16 protein-coding genes are annotated in these 18,049 nt (G+C 68.2%); 3 read left to right on the top strand and 13 right to left on the bottom strand.

Annotated features, from left to right (window positions below; all coding sequences use genetic code 11):
* Positions 1-4: 4 nt before the first annotated feature.
* From JC881_RS10955 to JC881_RS10920, 8 genes are all read right to left on the bottom strand, one after another.
* Positions 5-919: an SMP-30/gluconolactonase/LRE family protein gene (locus JC881_RS10955; RefSeq protein WP_198785744.1), complete on the bottom strand. Its 915-nt coding sequence runs from the start codon at positions 917-919 to the stop codon at positions 5-7.
* A gap of 165 nt (positions 920-1,084) precedes the next feature.
* Positions 1,085-1,951, bottom strand: a complete 867-nt coding sequence (blaOXA, locus tag JC881_RS10950; RefSeq protein ID WP_198785743.1) for a class D beta-lactamase — start codon at positions 1,949-1,951, stop codon at positions 1,085-1,087.
* 125 nt (positions 1,952-2,076) lie between these two features.
* Positions 2,077-2,508, bottom strand: a complete 432-nt coding sequence (locus JC881_RS10945) for a GNAT family N-acetyltransferase (RefSeq protein ID WP_198785742.1) — start codon at positions 2,506-2,508, stop codon at positions 2,077-2,079.
* Between the two features lie 25 nt (positions 2,509-2,533).
* Entirely contained in the window at positions 2,534-2,899 is a 366-nt protein-coding gene (locus tag JC881_RS10940) for a nuclear transport factor 2 family protein (RefSeq protein WP_198785741.1), read from the bottom strand.
* 216 nt (positions 2,900-3,115) lie between these two features.
* Positions 3,116-3,505: a VOC family protein gene (locus JC881_RS10935; protein ID WP_198785740.1), complete on the bottom strand. Its 390-nt coding sequence runs from the start codon at positions 3,503-3,505 to the stop codon at positions 3,116-3,118.
* Positions 3,505-4,044: a protein-tyrosine phosphatase family protein gene (locus JC881_RS10930; RefSeq protein ID WP_198785739.1), complete on the bottom strand. Its 540-nt coding sequence runs from the start codon at positions 4,042-4,044 to the stop codon at positions 3,505-3,507. The genes JC881_RS10935 and JC881_RS10930 overlap by 1 nt, the downstream gene beginning before the upstream one ends.
* Before the next feature lie 36 nt (positions 4,045-4,080).
* On the bottom strand, positions 4,081-4,725 hold the full coding sequence (locus tag JC881_RS10925) for a hypothetical protein (RefSeq protein ID WP_198785738.1): 645 nt from the start codon (positions 4,723-4,725) through the stop codon (positions 4,081-4,083).
* A gap of 90 nt (positions 4,726-4,815) precedes the next feature.
* Positions 4,816-10,857 carry an alpha-2-macroglobulin family protein gene (locus JC881_RS10920; RefSeq protein ID WP_198785737.1) on the bottom strand — a complete coding sequence of 2,014 codons (6,042 nt, stop codon included), beginning with the start codon at positions 10,855-10,857 and terminating at the stop codon, positions 4,816-4,818.
* Positions 10,858-11,040: 183 nt separating this feature from the next.
* Here JC881_RS10920 and opgC point away from each other — a divergent pair, with 183 nt between their 5' ends.
* Positions 11,041-12,183: an OpgC domain-containing protein gene (opgC, locus tag JC881_RS10915; RefSeq protein ID WP_198785736.1), complete on the top strand. Its 1,143-nt coding sequence runs from the start codon at positions 11,041-11,043 to the stop codon at positions 12,181-12,183.
* A 30-nt stretch (positions 12,184-12,213) separates the two neighbouring features.
* Here the strand turns inward: opgC and JC881_RS10910 are convergent, their stop codons facing one another.
* From JC881_RS10910 to JC881_RS10895, 4 genes are all read right to left on the bottom strand, one after another.
* Positions 12,214-12,930, bottom strand: a complete 717-nt coding sequence (locus JC881_RS10910) for a tetratricopeptide repeat protein (RefSeq protein ID WP_198785735.1) — start codon at positions 12,928-12,930, stop codon at positions 12,214-12,216.
* A 125-nt stretch (positions 12,931-13,055) separates the two neighbouring features.
* The gene (locus JC881_RS10905; protein ID WP_198785898.1) at positions 13,056-13,817 is read right to left on the bottom strand and encodes an SGNH/GDSL hydrolase family protein; all 762 of its coding nucleotides are present in this window, start codon (positions 13,815-13,817) and stop codon (positions 13,056-13,058) included.
* A gap of 28 nt (positions 13,818-13,845) precedes the next feature.
* The gene (locus JC881_RS10900) at positions 13,846-14,604 is read right to left on the bottom strand and encodes an anti-sigma factor (RefSeq protein WP_198785734.1); all 759 of its coding nucleotides are present in this window, start codon (positions 14,602-14,604) and stop codon (positions 13,846-13,848) included.
* Positions 14,605-14,626: 22 nt separating this feature from the next.
* The gene (locus JC881_RS10895; protein WP_233101703.1) at positions 14,627-15,202 is read right to left on the bottom strand and encodes an RNA polymerase sigma factor; all 576 of its coding nucleotides are present in this window, start codon (positions 15,200-15,202) and stop codon (positions 14,627-14,629) included.
* A gap of 159 nt (positions 15,203-15,361) precedes the next feature.
* On the opposite strand from JC881_RS10895, the gene JC881_RS10890 reads away from it, so the two are divergent.
* The gene (locus JC881_RS10890; RefSeq protein ID WP_198785732.1) at positions 15,362-15,901 is read left to right on the top strand and encodes a hypothetical protein; all 540 of its coding nucleotides are present in this window, start codon (positions 15,362-15,364) and stop codon (positions 15,899-15,901) included.
* Positions 15,902-15,909: 8 nt separating this feature from the next.
* Positions 15,910-17,223: a tetratricopeptide repeat protein gene (locus tag JC881_RS10885; protein ID WP_198785731.1), complete on the top strand. Its 1,314-nt coding sequence runs from the start codon at positions 15,910-15,912 to the stop codon at positions 17,221-17,223.
* Here JC881_RS10885 and JC881_RS10880 read toward each other — a convergent pair.
* Positions 17,220-18,047, bottom strand: a complete 828-nt coding sequence (locus tag JC881_RS10880; RefSeq protein ID WP_198785730.1) for an ABC transporter substrate-binding protein — start codon at positions 18,045-18,047, stop codon at positions 17,220-17,222. The genes JC881_RS10885 and JC881_RS10880 overlap by 4 nt on opposite strands.
* Positions 18,048-18,049: the final 2 nt, after the last annotated feature.

Raw genomic sequence — 18,049 nt, 5'->3', positions numbered from 1 at the left:
TGGGCTAGGCGTTGAAATGCAGCCGCAGGCCCGGCTCGGGCCATGGCAGCGACACGAGCTGGCCGGTGGCCGACAGCGTCAGGTAAGCGGTGCGCAGCGCCGGGCCGCCGAAGCAGATGTTGGTGACGTAGATGTCGGGAAACACCTGCTGTCGCACCAGTTCGCCGGTGGGTGCGACGACCGAGATCGCGCCCGTGACCAGCGTGGCGATGCACACATGGCCGTTCGCCTGAACCGCCAGGCTGTCGAAGCGCTGGAAGCCCGGCAGCCCGCAGACAAGGCGCCCACCGTGCGGAGAAGGAAACGGGTGCTTGTCGACCACGCCGGGCGCGCCGATGTCGAAGGCCCACAGGCGCGCGGTCTCGGTTTCGGCCACGTACAGGACCCTGTCGTCCGGTGACAGGCCGATGCCGTTGGGCGACAGCAGCCCATAGGCCACCTCGACGATGCGAGAGCCATCTGGCAGCGCGTAGTACACGGCGCCGCTGTCGCGCGCACGCGCATGTTTCTTGCCGAAGTCGGTGAAGTAGAAGCCGCCGTGCGCGTCGAACACGAGGTCGTTGGGCGATGAGAGCCGGTGTTCGCCGCAGTGGGTGTAGAGCGTCGCAATGGCACCGCCCGCACCGCTGGCCAGATCGACGCGGCGGATGCTGCCGCCCTCGTAGCCGGGCGCCGGACCGGTCGAGGTGAAGCGGCCCGGCACATAGGCGCTGCCGCCGTTGTCGCAGACATAGAGCGCGCCGTCGGGCCCGATCGCGGCGCCGTTCGGACCGCCCCCGCAGTCGCTCAGCGTGTGCATCCGCCCGTCGGGCGCGACCCGCACGATGCGCCCGGCGCGCATGTCGACCAGCACCACCGAGCCATCGCCCAGTGCCACCGGGCCTTCAGGAAATTGCAGACCCTCGGCCAGGATTTTCATGATCTCGCGCGACCCGTTCCGATGTGCGTGACTCCGGAAAAAGCCTTGTCTCTTAATGATTTAGGCGCCAAAGATAGCGGTCTGGCCGCTGCGCTTCAATCACAATTAACTCATGCGAGAAATGATTAAAAGTCATCCCCTCGCCGGAGACTGGCAGCGCAATCGCTAGGCCGCGAGCAGGTTCATCTGCGCGAGCAGCTTGCGCCCGAGCGGAATACGCTTGGCCACATCGGCCTCGCCGTGCATGTCGATGTTCAGCGCGAAGCTCTGCACGCTGCCGTTCGCCTGCGCGACCCAGCCGACCCACCAGCCGAGCGAGAAGCCCGGCGATTCGTACCAGCCGGTCTTGCCGTGCAGGGCGTGCGTGGGCGTCTTCTCCAGCAGCGTGATCTCGTGGACCATGTCCTGCGCGCGCATCGACATCGGCAGGCTGCGCTGCGCGAGCCGCATCAAGAAGCGCACCTGCTCGGCGGCGGAAATCTGCAGCCTGTTGTTGACCCAGAACTGGTCGACCTCGGTGCCCAGCGTCTCGTTGCCGTAGTGCAGCTTCGCGATCCACTCGCTCATGCGCGCCAGGCCGATGCGGCGCGCGACCCCGCGGTAGATCGGCAGGTGCGAGACGCGGATCGCGTCGCGCAGGTTCATGTCGCGCTCCCAGTCCTTCCGCTTGTAGGTGCCGCCGCCGTAGGGGAGGATCTCGTCGATGTCCTTCACCGCGCCGGTCTCCAGCGCGATCAGGCTGTTGGGGATCTTGAAGGTCGAGGCGGGGCTGTAGCGCCGCTCGGCGCGCTGGCGGTCGACCACGGTGAGCTTCGAGGTGGCGCTGTCGAGCACGACCCAGGTGCCGCGCACGCCGGCGTCCTTGAAGTGGGCGGCGAGGTCGGGGCGCTCCTCGATGTGCGCGACGGGTGTGGCCGCATCGGCGAAGCGCGTGGCACCGAGCGCGGCGAGCAGGCCGCAGCCGCCCTGTGCGAGAAACCTGCGGCGGGCGCGGGGCGTGTGGGTCGTGAAAGGCGGGGGAAGCAGAGGCATGTCGTGTGCTGCGTGTGAGGGAAGGTGCGGATCATCTGGCGCACGCCGGCCATTCACAACGCAGGCGGCCCTGCGCTTCGTCACGGGCGTAACGGCTGTCACGCCGCCCGCCCGGGTTTCTTCGTTCAGCTGTCGTCGATCAACCCGCGCTCGCGCGCCTGCTGCTCGTTGCCGAAGATCGCCATCGCGGTGCGCATGCGCTTGAAGCCCAGCTTCTTGTAGAACGGCTCCTTGCCGGCCACCGCGTACAGGATGATCTTGCGGTGCCCGCGCGAGAACGCCACGAGCTTCGCGACGATCGCCTTGCCCAGGCCCGCGCCCTGGTGGTCGGGGTGCACCGCCACGTCGCAGATGTAGGAGCAATCCAGGCCGTCGGCCACCGCGCGACCCGCGCCGACCAGGCGGCCATCGTCATAGACGAGGCACTTGAAGAGGCTGTTGGAAAACACGACCTGCAGGTCGGCCGGCTTCTTGTGGCCGAGCGGAGCGATCTCGTAGAGGCGCGAGAGCTCGTTCCAGTCGAGCGCCTCGAGCGTGTGGCGCCATTCGAGGGTCATGGCAACGCCGCGTCGCGCATCCGCGCTAGCCCATCGAATAGAAGAATTCTTCCCGCACGATCTTGCCGTCCTTGACGGTGTAGAGCGCCATTTCTTCCATCGTGAAGCGGTGCTTGGTGGCCTTCATGGTCACGTCGATCTTGAAGCCGACGATGAAGCGGTCGTCATGCGGCCACGGGCCTGCGACCTGCATCGAATGCACCTCGTGGTTCTCGACCCACCACTCGCCCTTGGCCCGGATGGCCGCGAGGCCGACCGCCTCGCGCGACTGGCCGGGCGGACCGCCGGCCTCCACGCTCACCGCGTCGGGGGCGTAGAGCACGAGGGCGTCCTCGAAATTTCCTGCCTTGCACACGGCCACGAGCTTGTCGGCGATCTCCTGGATGTTCATGCGGTTCTCCTGTGATGAGCGGAAGGGGTGATGACAGAGGCGGGAGTTTAGGCCCGCGCATCCGGCTGCGGCTACTTATCTTCGGGGTGCGGATCGTTGAGCGCGCGCATGCTGTCGATGGGGTTCCGCGGCACCGCCGAACGCCTCGAGCGTGCCGGGCTTCAGGCGGTAGGTGCGGATTTCGAGGAGGCGGTTCATGGCGGGATTTCGTTGGGCTCACGCGGGCTGCAGAAGATCCCACCTGTTGCCGTAGAGATCCTGGAAGACCGCCACCGTGCCGTGCGGCTCGTGCCTCGGTTCTTCGAGAAAGCGGACGCCATGGGCTTTCATGTGCGCGTGGTCGGCGGCGAAGTCCTGCGTGTGCAGGAAGAGGAACACGCGGCCGCCCGCCTGGTTGCCGACTGCGGCCCTCTGCGCATCGTCTGCGGCCTTGGCGAGCAGCAGCGTGGCACCCGCGTTGCGCGAAAGCGCGACCACCACCCACCGCTTGCCCGCACCGCGCGGCGTGTCTTCGAGAAGGTCGAAGCGCAACGCCTCGGTGAAGAAGCGGATGGCTTCGTCGTAGTCGTGGACGAGGAGGGTGACGGTGGCGAGGTGGCGGGGCATCAAGACAGAGGATTGAATCCGGAGCGTTGATCGATTTGCTCCCGGATCGTGTCGAGGGCGTACTTTCGGACCCAATCCGCCTGTTCCGTCGTATCAGGCATTGCCACGCCGCGGGAGCGGCTCAGCAGGCGGAAGATGTCCTTTTCAGGAACGCCCAGCGCATGGAGCACGCATCCTGCGATCAGGCCCGTGCGACCGATGCCTGCGCGGCAATGAATGGCAACGGACCGTGCGCTGGCAAGTTCTGCCGTCAGTTCGGCAATGAGTGCTCGAACGTCCCTCTGTGACCGCGGTGTACTTCGGTCCGGAATCGGAAACTGCCGGAATGCGATGCCACGCTCGGCACAGAGTGACGCTTCCTCCCTGAGCTCGAGCTCTCGAATCTCGTGGGATTCGAGCAACGAGACCACCATACTCACGGACGCACGCTGCCAGGAGGCGATCTCCTCGCAAAGTGATTCACCTCCGCGCGGGCGCGCCATGAGACCCAGCCTGTGAGGCGTTATGTCCTGTACCCAGTGGATGGTTGTCTCGAACATGGCCTCGATTTCAGCGGGTGATCCGGCCGCAGGTTCCTAGGAAAAAACAATCACCGTCTTGTGCGCAATGCTCAACCGCGCCGATTCATACAGCAGCAGCCACGATTCGATCTCCCGGTAGAGGCCTTCGTCGTCGCCCATGCTGTCGCCCAGCCGCGCGGCTTCCTCGTCCGACAGCTGGCCGTCCGTGAGCGCAATGCCCAGGGCGGGCGCGACGAGCACCAGTTCTTCGAGCAACCGGTACGACGAGCCGAGCATGCCGCCGGGGAGGTCGGTCTCGTCTTCATCGGCAAAGATCACCTCCTCGAAGTCGACCGGCACATAGAAGCCTTCGGCGTCGGAGTGGCACAAGAGGTGGCTCTCGAAGGTGCTGGCCACGTCTTCGAGCGTTTCGTCTTCCGTGGGGTCGGTGTCTTCCGGCAGGGGCGTTGCGGTCCATCCGGGCGTCGTCACGCGGTGCGCGTAGGCGCGGCGCAGGTAGTGGATGAACGAGTAGGGCAGGCCGTCGATCTGCGCGCGCGAATCGAGCGGCGGCAGCGCGCGGGGCTCCACGTGCGGCGGCAGGCCCGCCTCGGCGAGCTTGCGGTTCACGACTGCGAAATCTTCTTCGAAGCGCTCGGCGCTCTCGGGGTCGTTTTCGATCAGGTCGGCCAGGATGCCGAGGGAAATGGACAGGCCCATGGGTCCTCCAGGTTGTTGTTCGCCGCGATGGTGAAGAGGACAGATGAAGGCGGGATGACGGCCCGCCTTGCACCACGTCTCACTGCGTCGTTACTTCGCCGCCTCCACCTTCACCCGCGCATTCGGCGCCTCGCCGAACATCTCGGGCGCGTACATCGCCTCGACGCGGCTCGGGGGCAGCGCGAAGTCGCCGACGTTGTTCAGGCGCACGGTGTATTCCATCTTCACCACGCCCTTGGGCAGGTACTCGTAGTAGCTGCGGAAGGCCTCGAAGCTGCGTTCCTCGAAGGCCGGCCAGCCGGCGCCCGACTTCTTCTCGCCCTGCGTGGCGATCTGCGAGTCGCGGCCCAGGCCTCCGCCCAGGATGGTCGCGCCGCCCGGGATCGGATCGCTGATCACCACCCAGGTCATGTCGGCGCTGGCGTTCACCTCGATGCTCACGCGCAGCACGTCGCCGCGGGTGTACTTGCCCGCGGTGGCCTGCTCGACCGGGGTGATGGTCTTCTTGATCGCGTAGCCGGCGGCGAACGGCGCCTTCAGCTGCACGGCGGCCAGCGACTGCAGCGTGAGCCACGGCTTGCCGGTGCCTTGCTGCGTCACCAGCAGGGTGTCTCGCACGGGAGCGCCCGAAGGCGAGTTCGCGGCCGTGGCCCACGGCAGGAACATCGTGTTGTTCTTCAGGTTGCCCGGCGATGCGGGCGCGCCGAACATGGTGGTCTGGTTCGGTGCGCCGGCCGCATCGCTGGTCTTCACGCGCTCGACGCGGCTCCAGTCGACCTGCGCCTTCACCGCGCCGAGCGTGGCGGCGGTGACGCCGGCCACCGGCGTGCTCTCGAACACCTTGCTGAATTTCTCCAGCGCGAGCCCGCCCCACAAGTTGGCGGTGGTGGTGTGCCAGGCGCCGTTCTGCTGGCGGCCGATGAAGCCGTTGGCCAGCTTGCCGATGTCGTCCTTCCAGGCCGGGTCGTCCATCACGCTGAGCAACAGGCGCGCGGTGTTGACGTCGCCGTTGGTCATGAGCCACCACCAGTAGTCGTCCTGCTCGGTGCTGAAGATGAGCTTGGTGCCCTGGTACGACAGGCGCGCCTTCAGCACGTTGTTGGCCTCGTCCAGGCGCTGCTGGCGCTGCGGCACGTCGTTCACGCGCTTCAGGATATTGAGCCAGTCGATCACCGCGCTGGTGGGCCACTGGTTCGGCGCGATGGTGATGCTGCCGACCATGCTTCCCTTGGCCTTGCCGTAGCGCGAGAGCGCCTCGAGCGCGGCGAGCTTGCGCACATCCAGGTCCTTGCGCGGGCTCCAGAACTCGCGCGTGATGCGGCCTTCGACGAAGGCGATCAGGCCCGATTCCATCGGCGCGCGCACGTCGTCGGCCAGCGCGAAGGCGGGGTTCAGTTGCGCGGCCTCGTTCGTCGCTGCCAGCAGATACGAAGTAAGGATGTCGCTGCCGCGGTTGGCCTCGCCGTCGCGCGGCGGGAAGTAGTTGGCCAGGCCGTCGCTGTCCAGGTACGTCGGCAGCGTCGCGAGCACGCCCTGCCACATCTTCGCGTCGCGCAGGCCCACCGATTTGCTGGTCTTCTGTTCGAGGCAGATGAAGGGGTAGTTCGCGAACCAGTCGCGCACGCCCGGCAGGCCCTCGGCGAGCTTGGGCTGCAGCGAGAGCTTCAGGCCCCCGCGGCCGGGGAGGGCGTCGGCGGGCGGTGCCACGTCGAGCGTGAAGGGGCCGTCGACCTGCACCAGCGTGGCCTGCTGCACCGTGAGCGGCACCGAGGGCACGATGCGCTGGCGCACCTTGAGTGCGTCGCGAGCGCCGCCGAGGGTGTCCTTCGCCTCGATCTCCCACAGGATCGCTTCGGCGCGCGTCTGCGCGAGCTGCGCGGGCGCGGTCACGGTCCATGCGACTTCACGCGCTTCGCCGGCCGGGATGTCCACGGTCTGCGTCTCCAGCGTGAGCAGCGTGGCGCGCGGCGTGGCCTCGACCTTCATCGGTTTCTGCGTGGTGTTGCGCAGCGTGATCTGGGCGCGGAACTGGTCGTCCTCGCGCACCAGCGGCGGCAGGCCGCTGATGATCTGCAGGTCCTGCGTGGCCTGGATGCTGGCCTGGCCGGTGCCGAAGAGGCTCGTGCCCGAATCGGCCACGGCCACGATCTTGAAGGTGGTGAGCGCGTCGTTCAGCGGCACCGTCACCACGGCCTGGCCGTTGGCGTCGAGCACCACCTTCGGGTTCCACAGGAGCAGGGTGTCGAGCAGTTCGCGCGTCTGGCCCTTGCCGCCGCCGCCGCCCGCGGGCACGGCCTTGCGCCCGTAGTGGCGCCGGCCGACGATTTCCATCTGCGCGGTGGAGGTGCTCACGCCCCAGCTGCGGCGCTGGAGCATCGCGTTCAGGAGGTTCCAGCTGTCGTTGGGCATCAGCTCCAGCAGGGCCTGGTCGACCGCGGCCAGCGCCACTTCGGCGCTGGCGGCCGGCTTGCCGTCGGGCAGCTTGGCGGTGATGGTGACCTGCGCCTTGCTGCGGATCGGGTAGCTGGGCTTGTCGCTCGTGACGGTCACGTCCAGCTGGTGGGCGCGCGTGCCCACGCGGATCTCGGCCATGCCCAGGCGGTAGGCGGGCTTGCTCAGGTCGACCATCGCGGTGGGCGCGACGTATTCCTTGCCCTCGTACCAGAAGGCCGTCCACCACTCGCGCGGCGCCTTGAAGCCCCAGGTGAAGAAGCTGTACCACGGCACTTCGCGCAGCCGCCCGCGGAGAGCCAGCACGCTGATGTACGCGTTCGGTCCCCATTCGGGCTTGACCTGCAGCGTGACCGTCGGGTCCTTGCCGTCCAGTTGCACGACGTGGGTTTCGATGATGCCCTCGCGCTCCACCGAGACCAGCGCGGTCGCGAAGCGGAAGGGGCTCCTCACCTGGAACTTGGCGACCTCGCCGGGCTGGTAGCTCTTCTTCTCGGGCAGCACGTCGATGCGGTCGTTGTCCTCGCCGCCGAACCAGAGCTCGCCCTGCTTGGTCACGTAGACGGAGCTCACGGCCTTGGCATCGCGGCCCTCGCCGTCGGTGGCGCTGGCGATGAGTTCGACTTCGCCGGCTTCCTTCAATTCCGATTCGCACAGGAGCAGCCCGCGCGCATCGCTCTTGCCGCTGCAGACGGTGCCGATGTCTTTCGTCTCGGTCTTGTTGTCGTAGGTGTAGAAGCCGCCCACCATGCGTTTGCGGCTGGTGGTGGTGATGCGCGCCACGGCGCGCACATTGAGCGTCACGCCGGCCTGGGGCTTGCCCGTGAGGTCGAGCGCGAGCGCCTGGAACTTGAGCTTCTGGCTGGTGGAGACCCAGCCCTCGGTCTTGATGCCGGCGATGACCGACGCGGGCCACAGCGTCTGCGTGCTGCGGATGGTCTGCACCTCGCCGTTCGGGTCGGCATACGTCGCCTCGAGCAGCAGTTCGCGCGCCGCCTTGACCTTGGGCACCTTGTCGATGGTGACCTTGCCGGCGCCGTCCTTGTTGAGCGTGAGCGCGAGCTTGTCGGCGATCACGCGGGTGTCGCTGGCGCTGTTGATGTCTTCGTCGGCGCCCGCGGTGTCGGCCGCGGATGCGGCCTGCGCGCCTTCGCCCTGTTCGGCGCGCGGCGGGTTGAAGCTGAAGGCGTCGTAGTCGGAAAAACTCAGGGCTTTGCCGCGCACCATGGCCGACACGCGCACCGGCAGGTTGGCCGCGCCGCCGCCGGCCACGTAGTTGATCTGCACGTCGGTGGGCACGCTCGTGGCGGCCACCAGCGGCTTCTTCTCGGTGGGCGCGATGCGGCCTTCGAGCACGGGGAGGCGGAACTCCTCGACGCGGAACGTGCCGGTGCTGAAGCTGCGGCTGCCACCGCCGCCTTCGTCACCTTCGCCTTCTTCGCTGTCGCCGTTGGCGTCCTTGCCGCCGCCGCTGCGCAGCATCACCTCGTACACGCCGAGCTTGGCGGCCGGCGGAATGGGGAAGGTGTTCTCGGCGCTCAGGCCCCCGGTGGCGGTCTTGCGCCAGGCCAGCGGCTGCGTGAAGCGCTGGCCGCTTCCGGTGTGGGTGATGACCAGCGTGTCGGGCCGGCTCTCCGGGAGGCCAAAGCCCTTGCTGGTCTGCGTGCGGATCAGGCTCTTCATCGACACCGTTTCGCCAGCGCGCAGGAGCGTGCGGTCGAAGATGGTGTGGGCGATGCGGTCGGGCTCGGGCTGCAGGTTGGTGGGCACGTTGAAGCGCCAGGGCTCGATGCCGCGCTGCCAGTCGCTGAAGGTGAAGGCGAGGTCTTCCACGCCCTTGTCGTCCTTGGCGCGGGCGCTCACGAACCAGGCGCCGCTGTCGTATTCGTTCGGGCCGTTGCAGCTGGGCGCCTGCGGCGACACGCCCTGCAGCGTGACGATGCCGTTGGCGTCGGTGGTGCCGGTGGCCACGGCCTTGCCGTCGCAACTGGAGACGCGCACCTCGGCGCCCGCGACGACCTTGCCCTTGTCCAGCGTGGTGACCCAGGCCATCGAGTTCTCGCGGCCCAGCTTGAAGTGCACCGCCAGGTTGGTGGCCAGCGCGGTGGTGCGCACGTACATCGTGCGGCCGGCGGGGTAGCGCTCGTCGAGCAGCGCCTCGCCCAGTTTCTGCGAGGCGATCTCCAGCACGTGGAAGCCCGGCGTGAGCGGGATGCCGATGACCTCGAACGGGCGTGGGTCGCCCGCCTCGGACTTGGGCATGTCCAGCGCCTTCACGCCCGGCTGGCCGGCCAGCAGCGACAGCATGCGCGTCTGCACGGTGGTGCGGTCGTCCTTGTCGATGACGGGGGGCAGCGCGCCCTTCACGTCCTTGCGCGCGACGTCGCGGTTGACCGCGTAGCTGTTGTCATAGCGGCGCACCTTGCGGTACCACGCGATGATTTCAGCGTCGGTCTTGGGGTTCATGTCGCTCACCTTGCCGGGTGTGAGCGCCTGCACCATCAGCTGCGGCTCCACGCGGCGCACGGTGACCGGCATCATGGCCGGGGTGTCGGGCTCGGCCAGGCGCTCGATCACGCCGAAGGGCGAGGCGGCGAACTTGGCCAGCGGCGGCATCGCGCCGGTCGCGACCTTCAGCGGAAAGCTCGATGGCGTGGCCAGCGGGCGGCCCGAGGCGTCCTCGAACTTGGCGGGCAGCTCGATGCTGTACTGCGCGCTCTCGGCCAGCGGCGGGCCGAAGTACACGCCGTTGACCACATCGTCGTCGCTCGGCGTGCCGCCTTCGTTGGCGATCTGGGCCTTGGTCGCCTTGCCGTCTCCCTTGAGTTCGATCTGCGAGGCCAGCTTGCGCGTGACCGGCGCATTGAAGGTCAGCTGCATCGGGCGCAGCGGCAGGCACGCGGCCTGCGCGTTCTCGCGCTCGCAGGTGAAGGACACGGCGAACGGTTCGCGCACCTGGTAGTCCAGCCGGCGCTCCACGTTGTTGGCAACGCCCGAGGGCGTGGCCACGCCCTTGCCGTAGACCACCTGCACCTTGGTGCCCGGCGTGAGCGTGCGGTTGCACTGCATCGTGATGAAGCGCAGCGGTTCCTTCTCGGCCGCCTTGTCGCGGCTGAAGGCCTTCAGGAGACCCGTGCGCTGCTCGCCTTCGAGCAGCTTGACCGGAATGCGCTCGCCCACGCCGTCGGCCGCGCACCACACGTTCTGGCGCACGCTCTCCAGGGTGGCCGCGCCGTTGAGCTCGAGCACGAACATCTGCTGCTCGTCGATGCGGGCATAGGTGCCCGGCATGAAGTTGCGCACGAACGGGCCGCCGCTATTGAATTGGTAGCGCTCCGGGCCGGTCAGCTCGCCGCCCGCGCTGGGCTTGAAGGTGGGAATGCGGGTGACAGTGCAGCGCACGCCGGGCGGCAGGTCGTTCTCGAAGTCGTAGACCCAGGCCTTGGCGTCGGTCCAGCGGCCGGTGCCCTTGCCGGCCTGCGCGTCGGTGCAGCTGACCGAAAGCGGGGCGGGTGCCTTGGGGTCGCCGAAATTGACGGCCGCCTGGTCGAACTTGGCGACGATCTGGCGTACGCGCGACACTTCGCCCTGGGGCGTCAAGCTGGTGATCTGCAGGGCAAAGCTCGGCGCGGCGAGCAGCGCGCTCGCGGCCAGGAGCACTGAGGGAACGAAACGGGTCACGGAATCTCCTCCTTGGGGCAGCGCGCAGCGTAGCCGATTTGTGCTTCAGAACGGCAGTGCCAACGGTCATATGTCGTTCGCACCTGCGCCCCCGGTCAGGCGCGGTTTACATCAGCCTTCTTACAATCCACCCCCGTCGTGCGTGCGCCGCGCGGACCGCCACCAAGACCTCGCCGCCGACCGATGAAACGCTACTGGGAAATAGACGCCTTGCGCGGGCTGATGCTCGTGCTGATGACCGTCACCCACCTGCCCACCCGCCTGACCGACCCGCTGGGCCAGCCTTTCGGCTTCGTCTCGGCGGCCGAGGGCTTCGTGCTGCTGTCGGCCTTCGTGGCGGGGCTGGTCTACAGCCGCATCGGCTATGCGCGCGGGGTGGACTCGATGCGCATCGCGTTCTGGCGCCGGGTGGTCAAGGTCTACCTGTGCCAGGCGGCGATCCTTCTGTTCCTCTTCACCGTGATCGCCGCGCTCGGGCTGCACATCGACCAGCCGGCGGTGAAGAACCTGGTGTCGTACTACCTGGCGGAGCCGCGCGACGGCTTCCTGTTCGGGCTGCTGCTCATCTACGAGCCGGCGCTGCTGGACATCCTGCCGATGTACATCTTCTTCATGCTCATGAGCCCCTGGGTGCTGGCCTTCGCCATGCGCCACGGCTGGACGCTGGTGATGGTGGCCAGCGTCGCCGTGTGGGCGGCGGCGCAGTTCGGCATCAGCGAATGGATCTACGGACTGGCGGTGCACTACCTGCACGTGCCGGTGCCGTTCCACGAGATGGGCGCCTTCAACACCTATGCCTGGCAGTTCCTGTGGTTCGCGGGCCTGTGCATCGGCGCCACCCGCAGCGGACCGCAGGCGCGGCCGCTGCGCTTTCCGTGGTGGCTGCTCGCGCTGGCGGCGGGCATCGCGCTCTACGGCATCTACTGGCGCCACACCGGCATCAACGGCCAGGCGCCGTTCGGCGGCGACGTGGAGCTGAACCTGCTGTTCGACAAATGGCAGCTCGGCCCGCTGCGCCTGGTGAACCTCGTGGCGCTGGGCATCCTGGCGGTGCGCTTCGGTCCCTGGCTGATGCGCCGGATTCCGCGGCTGCACTGGCTCGAGGCGATGGGCTCGGCGTCGCTGCCGGTGTTCTGCGCGCACCTGGTGGCGGTGCTGCTGGTGCTGGCCTTCTACGGCGACAGCCAGACCGCGCGGCCGTGGTGGGGCGACGGCCTCCTGCTGCTGGCGGTGTTCGCGGGGATGTACGTGGTGGCCCGGTTCACGCGCGGGGCCGATGTGCCGCCGCCGGCGGACGATGTGCCTTCGAGCCCGGCGCCGGCCTGAGCGGGGCGCCGCCGAGGCCCTGCTGCACTTCTACTTCTTGCGCGCCTTCTGCTGCTGGATGTAGCGCAACTCGTTCAGCGATTTCTCGTTTCCCGGCTCCAGCTGGAGCACGCGCTCGTGCAGCGCCTTGGCCGCATCGAGGTTGCCCAGTTCGATCTGGGCGAACGCCATGCCGCGCAGCGCGCGCGTGGTCTCCGCTGTCTTGACCTCGGGCGGGGAGAGTTCTGCCGCCTCCAGGGCCTTCTGGAACATCTCCAGCGCCGGCCGCCAGTTGCGCTCGGCGATATCGACTTCCGCGCGCTCGGAGAGGTATTTCGAGTTGCGCGGGGAGAGCTTGATCGCCTCGTCGAACGCGGCCCGTGCCTCGGGAAAGCGATGCAGGTCGACCAGCGCGAAGCCCTTCAGGAAATAGGCAAAGCCCCATTCGATGCCGTACACCCGCGAGTCCGCCTTCGCATTGAGCCCCTCCACCACGTAGAGCATGCTCTCGGTCGGCCAGCGTGCGGAGTACACGAGCGTCGCGCTCTTGCGGTATGTGCGCTCGTAGTAAGCAATGGCCTGGTCGGCCACCGGCAGGGCCTGGGCGGGCTTTTTCGCGGCGATGAGCGCGCCGGCCTGCTGCACCAGCGGCGCGCCGGCATCCACCGTCTTTCCGGCCGCTGCGGAAGGCGGCGGGTTGGTGGCTTCGGGCTGCGTCGCGCAGGCCGACACGAGCAGCGACAGCAGGATCGCCGCGAAGAATTTCATGACCATCGAGGCTCTTTCTTGCCGCGCCAGGCGGCGATGTTTTTATCGATTGCGCAGGATGGATGCCCGCGCAAGCCCGGCGCGAGTCTAGCGAGGGCGTGTGTCCGCCCGCGGTCCGGCGGCGATCATGGCAGGGCGGCTGCGGCCGGCACGGCGGCGCCCGGCAGGTGCGACGCGATCACCGACTGCCACAGCCGGTACCCCTCGTCCGTCATGTGCAGCCTGTCCCCGCGAAACAGCTCCATCCGCGGCCGGCCGTCGGCGCCGAGCATCGGCGTGTAGATGTCGATGAATTCGCTGTTGGGCAGCAGGTTGAGGTAGGCCGAGACCACGTGGTTGGTCTCGCGGATCTGCGGCATCAGCTGCTCGCGCGAGGGGCTGGGCTTGACCGAGATGAAGCTGATGCGCGCGTCCGGCAACTCGGCGCGCACCGCGTTGGCAAAGCGCGCGAAGCTCTCGAGCACCTGCAGCGGCGTGCGGCCTTCGGCCAGGTCGTTGTCGCCGGCGTACACCATCACCTGCCGGGGCTTGTAGCGCACCACCAGCTCGCGGGCGAAGAGGCTGCAGTCGGCCAGCGTGGAGCCGCCGAAGCCGCGGTTGACGACGCCGCCGGGCACGCGGGCGAAGTCTTGCGACAGGCGCGTCCACATGCGCACGGTGGAACTGCCCACGAACACCACGCCGCCCGGGGGCGGCAGGCGCTCCTGGTCGGCGCGCGCGAAGGCCGCGAGCTCGTTGTGCCAGCGTGCCTTGGCGGCCAGGTAGTCGGAGGAGGCGTCCGCGGCGGTGGCGCCGTCCGCCTCGTAGGGGAAGGCGGCCGAGGCGGTCTGGGCGTGGGAGGCGAGCGCCGCCATGAGCAGCGCGACCGCGGCCAGCGCGGATTTCATCGAAGGCATCGGAAAGGCAGAAATCAGGTCAGATGGTTTTTTCGATCAGGGCGCCCTTGAAGACGATCGGGCCCTTCGGGCCGCTGCCCGGTGGCACGCCGCCCTTGGCTTCCAGGGTAACGGCCAGGGTCGGCACCTGGTGCACATCGGATTCTGACGCAGCCAGCCGCAGCGCCGGCGCGTTGTCGAGCACGCCGAGCGAACGCGGCGCGCCGCCGGGCGGCAGGGCCCACAGCTGCAGCGACTTGTCGGTGCCTTCGCTGTAGCTGCCCACGCGCTGCAGCACGAGCTGCTTCTTGCGGGGATCGAAGGTCACCAGCAGCGAGGCGGCGGCCTGGTCGTCGGACAGCACGGCCACGTACTGCACGGCCGGCGCATTCACCAGTTGGTCGCGCAGGTTCAGGCCGACCACCACCGCCAGCACGGTCGCCAGCGCGCCGGCTGCCGTGGCGCCGCGCCAGAGCGCGAGGCTGCTGAGCCACCCGCCCTGTGGCCTCGCGGCATCGCGGGCGTTGGCGTCGTCGCGCTGCCGCTCCAGGGCGTGCTGCGCCTTCTCGGCGTCGATGATGTTGCGGATGCGGGTCCAGACGGCGGCGTCGGGAACGATCGGGCTCTGCAGCTCGGTCATGCTCGCGAGCCGGCCCTGCCAGACCAGCGCCGCGGCGCGCACCGGCGCCTGTTCGCGCGCGATGGTTTCGAAGCGGCGGCGGGCGCCGCCGCGCAGGGTGCCGAGCGCGTGGCTCGCGGCCAGCAGTTCGAGCAGTTCGGGGTGGGCGGTGAGGTTCATGAGGGAGCTACTTTCTTCACCGTCACGCAAAGCGTCCCATGCAGACGCGCAATTTCTCGAGACCGCGCCGGATCCAGGTCTTGACCGTGCCCAGCGGCAGCTTGAGCTGCTCGGCCAGTTCGCCATGGCTCATCTCGCGCAGGTAGGCCAGGCTCACCACCTCGCGCTGCTTGCCTTCGAGCTGGCTCAGGCACTGGTGCAGCGCCCAGGCCTGTTCGCTCGCATCGGCCGTGTCGGCGGGGTTGGGGGCATCGGATTCGAGGGTGTCGGCCATCAGCTCGTCGAACTCCTGCGTGAGCTGGGCGCGATCGGCGGTGCGGCGGCGCAGGAGGTCGAGCGCGCGGCTGCGCACGATCAGCCCCAGCCAGGCCAGCGGCGGGCTCAGCGAGGCGCGGTAGTCGCCGGCCACCCGCCAGACCGTGAGAAACGCCTCCTGCAATACATCCTCGGCCCATTCGCGTTGCCGGACCACGCGCATCGCCAGCCCCATGAGCTTGGGGGCGGTGCGGTCGTAGAGCTGGCGCAGGGCGGCTTCGTCGCGATGGCCGATCCGATCGATCAGCGCCATCAGTTCGGCGTCGGGGCTGGGTGCTGTCATCGGCGGATTGTCGGGCATCGGCGGGCATGGACAAGATACGGCCCCGCGGGGCTGCCGGATTCAAACAACAGGGCCGCCGATCCGATTTATAGAAACATTCGTTAACGTATACTGCCCCGCAAAATCGGAGCGGGGCCGCGTTCGCGCGGGGAGGCGGGAATGAAGCAACTAGCGATCGTCATCGTGCTCTGCGTGGGCGCGTGGTACTTCTTTATCGGCGGCCGCAAGCTCGACGAGCCGATGGTGCGCGACTACTACCAGAAGGAAGCGCGCGCCATTTCCGCCAACGACGCCGACAAGCTCTGCAAGCAGTTGAGCCGCAAGGCCGTCATCGAGAGCAAGACCACGATGATGGGCAAGACGGTGGAAACCACCCACAACCGCGACGAGGCCTGCGAGTCCCAGCACCGCACCTTCGAGAAGCTGCGCGCGGTGAGCGACCAGGTCGGCAGCATCATGGCCATCGAGTACGACTACCACATCGACAGCGTCGAGCTCACGCCCGACCGCAAGAGCGCCACCGTGCAGGGCACCAACGTGCTCAAGATGGGCGAGTCGATCCTGCAGTTCAAGACCAGCTTCACCCAGCGCCTGGAGCGCGAACTCGGCCAGGTGCGCCTGGTGCACGCCGAGGAGGCCACCGTGGTGCGCGTGGGCGGCCGCGGCGCGATGAGCCAGAGCGAGTTCTTCCGCAAATAGGGGCAGCCATGATCGACCAGGATTCGCTGCCGCCGCCGCCACCGTTCTGGCATCGCCTGAACAGCTTCTTCGCGTTTCCGTTCCAGCTGCGGCCGCTGGCCTACGGGCTCGTGCTGTCGTTCTGCAGCCTGCTCTTCGAGGCGATCTTCTTCCTGCCCGATGCGCTGGCGTTCGTCATCATCGAGATCGGCATCATGCTGGCGGCGAGCCGCTACGGCTTCAAGATCACCGCGCTCGGCGCGCGCGGCATCTGGCAGTCGGCCGACTTCGCGCGCGAATCGAGCGACGACTGGACCTACCTGCCCTGGAAGCTCTTCGCGATCTCGCTGGTGCAGGGCGTGCTGATCGCCTGGCTCACCTGGTACGAGCCGGTGCTGGGCACGGTGGCGCTGTTCGTCATGTCCTTCACCTTCCCTGCCGCGGTGATCGTGCTGGTGCAGTCGTCCAGCTTCTTCCAGGCGATGAACCCGGGCCACGTGATGGATGCGATCCGCACCATTGGCTGGCCGTATGCGCTCCTGTGCTTCTTCCTTTTCCTGCTGAGCACGGGCGCGCAGATCGCCATCTCGATGGTGCTGCCGATGTTCGACGGCCGCATCATCCTGCCGATCGTCAACTTCGCGTTCATCTACTTCGGCTGGGTGATGGCGAGCCTGCTGGGCTACGTGATGTACCAGCACCATGACGCCTTCGGCATCGACGTGGTGCCCGGCGCCGGCACGGGCGAGGGCATGCCGGTAGACCGCCGCACGCCCGCGCAGATCGCCGCGCAGCGCATCGACGCCGAGGTGGCGCAGTTCATCACCGAAGGCGACCTGCCCGCCGCGCTGGGCATCGCCTACGAGGCGCAGCGCACCGCCGCGATCGACGACCTGGCCGCGCAGCGCCGCTACCACCGGGTGCTCGCGATGATGCCGGACAAGCAGAGCACGATGCTCGACCAGGCCAGGCGCTTCATTCCGCTTTTGATGCGGCGTGACCTCTCGTCCGAAGCGCTCAAGGTGTTCAAGCTGTGCCGCGAGAAGGACAAGGCTTTCGCGCTCGACGATGCGGCCATGGTGATCGCGATGGCGCGGGCCGAATGGCGCAATGGCGATGCGCACGCGACGCTCGCGCTGCTCTCGGGCTTCGACCGCCGCTTCCGTGGCAACGAGGCGATCCCGCAGGCCTACGAACTCGCGGCCCGCGCGCTGGTGCAGGGCCTGGGGCGCGCCGACATGGCCAAGCCCATCCTCACCACGCTGGAGTCGCGCTACCCCGACAGCGAGCAGACGCAGGAAGTGCGCTGGCTGCTGCGGCCGGCGCCGGAGGCGGCCGCTTAACTTCCGGTCCTGCGGGGCGCCACCGCGGCGCCCTCGATGCCGTGCCGCTTCAGCGCATCGGCGACGAAGCCCGAGGCCTTCATTTCCTCGATGAAACCGCTGAGCCACGCCTGCGCGGCCAGCCGGCCCTTGGGCACGCCCATCGCCTGCTCGATCACCATGAAGCGCCCCGGCAAGAGGCGCACGCCGCCCACGCGCTTGGCATCCGCTTCGAGCTGCTGCTTCACGCCGGCCGCCACGTCCAGGTTCTGCGCGAGGAACTGGTTCGTGACCTCGGGCGAGGTCGGCGCGCGCACCAGCGTGGCGGCCTTCAGCTCGCGCGTGAGGAAGAGGTCATAGGCGCTGCCCTTGCCGACCACCACGCGGGTGCCGGCACGGTCGACGTCCGCATTGCGCTGCAGCGGCGAAGCGTTGCGCACGAGGTAGGCGCCTTCGATGACCACGTAGGGCGCCGTGTATTCCATGTCCGCCGCGCGCACCGGGTCGATCGCGACGAAGGCCATGTCGACCTGGCGCGCCTTGACGGCTTCGACCACATTGCCGGCGGAGTTGAACTGCACGAGTTCGATCGCCAGGCCCAGCCGGCGCGCCGCCTCGCGCGCGAGGTCCACCGACACGCCGCTGGGCGCCCCGCCCGCGCCGCGATTGGCCAGGATCGGGTTGCCGAAGTTGATGGCAGCGCGCAGCTTGCCGGTGCCGCCGAGTTCCGCCGCCGCGGCCGATTGCGAGCTGCCCGTGGTGCCGGCGCAGCCCGCCAGCAGAAGTCCGCCCGCGGCGCAGAAAGCGCGGCGATCGATGGTGTGGAAGCGGTTGGGTTGCGTCATGG

The sequence above is a fragment of the Variovorax sp. IB41 genome, from assembly GCF_016405905.1.
Classification (GTDB): domain Bacteria; phylum Pseudomonadota; class Gammaproteobacteria; order Burkholderiales; family Burkholderiaceae_C; genus Variovorax.
The sequence above is the reverse complement of the archived record's forward strand: the minus strand, read 5'-3'. Positions and strand labels throughout refer to the sequence as shown.

What these genes read in the sequence shown, in the direction of transcription:
- opgC (WP_198785736.1), top strand. Translation starts at nt 11,041, where the DNA reads ATGAAACGCTACTGGGAAATAGACGCCTTGCGCGGGCTGATGCTCGTG.
- JC881_RS10895 (WP_233101703.1), bottom strand. Translation starts at nt 15,202, where the DNA reads ATGACAGCACCCAGCCCCGACGCCGAACTGATGGCGCTGATCGATCGG.
- JC881_RS10880 (WP_198785730.1), bottom strand. Translation starts at nt 18,047, where the DNA reads ATGACGCAACCCAACCGCTTCCACACCATCGATCGCCGCGCTTTCTGC.
- JC881_RS10925 (WP_198785738.1), bottom strand. Translation starts at nt 4,725, where the DNA reads ATGGGCCTGTCCATTTCCCTCGGCATCCTGGCCGACCTGATCGAAAAC.
- JC881_RS10940 (WP_198785741.1), bottom strand. Translation starts at nt 2,899, where the DNA reads ATGAACATCCAGGAGATCGCCGACAAGCTCGTGGCCGTGTGCAAGGCA.
- JC881_RS10890 (WP_198785732.1), top strand. Translation starts at nt 15,362, where the DNA reads ATGAAGCAACTAGCGATCGTCATCGTGCTCTGCGTGGGCGCGTGGTAC.
- JC881_RS10885 (WP_198785731.1), top strand. Translation starts at nt 15,910, where the DNA reads ATGATCGACCAGGATTCGCTGCCGCCGCCGCCACCGTTCTGGCATCGC.
- JC881_RS10930 (WP_198785739.1), bottom strand. Translation starts at nt 4,044, where the DNA reads ATGTTCGAGACAACCATCCACTGGGTACAGGACATAACGCCTCACAGG.
- JC881_RS10900 (WP_198785734.1), bottom strand. Translation starts at nt 14,604, where the DNA reads ATGAACCTCACCGCCCACCCCGAACTGCTCGAACTGCTGGCCGCGAGC.
- JC881_RS10955 (WP_198785744.1), bottom strand. Translation starts at nt 919, where the DNA reads ATGAAAATCCTGGCCGAGGGTCTGCAATTTCCTGAAGGCCCGGTGGCA.
- JC881_RS10945 (WP_198785742.1), bottom strand. Translation starts at nt 2,508, where the DNA reads ATGACCCTCGAATGGCGCCACACGCTCGAGGCGCTCGACTGGAACGAG.
- JC881_RS10910 (WP_198785735.1), bottom strand. Translation starts at nt 12,930, where the DNA reads ATGAAATTCTTCGCGGCGATCCTGCTGTCGCTGCTCGTGTCGGCCTGC.
- JC881_RS10935 (WP_198785740.1), bottom strand. Translation starts at nt 3,505, where the DNA reads ATGCCCCGCCACCTCGCCACCGTCACCCTCCTCGTCCACGACTACGAC.
- JC881_RS10905 (WP_198785898.1), bottom strand. Translation starts at nt 13,817, where the DNA reads ATGAAATCCGCGCTGGCCGCGGTCGCGCTGCTCATGGCGGCGCTCGCC.
- blaOXA (WP_198785743.1), bottom strand. Translation starts at nt 1,951, where the DNA reads ATGCCTCTGCTTCCCCCGCCTTTCACGACCCACACGCCCCGCGCCCGC.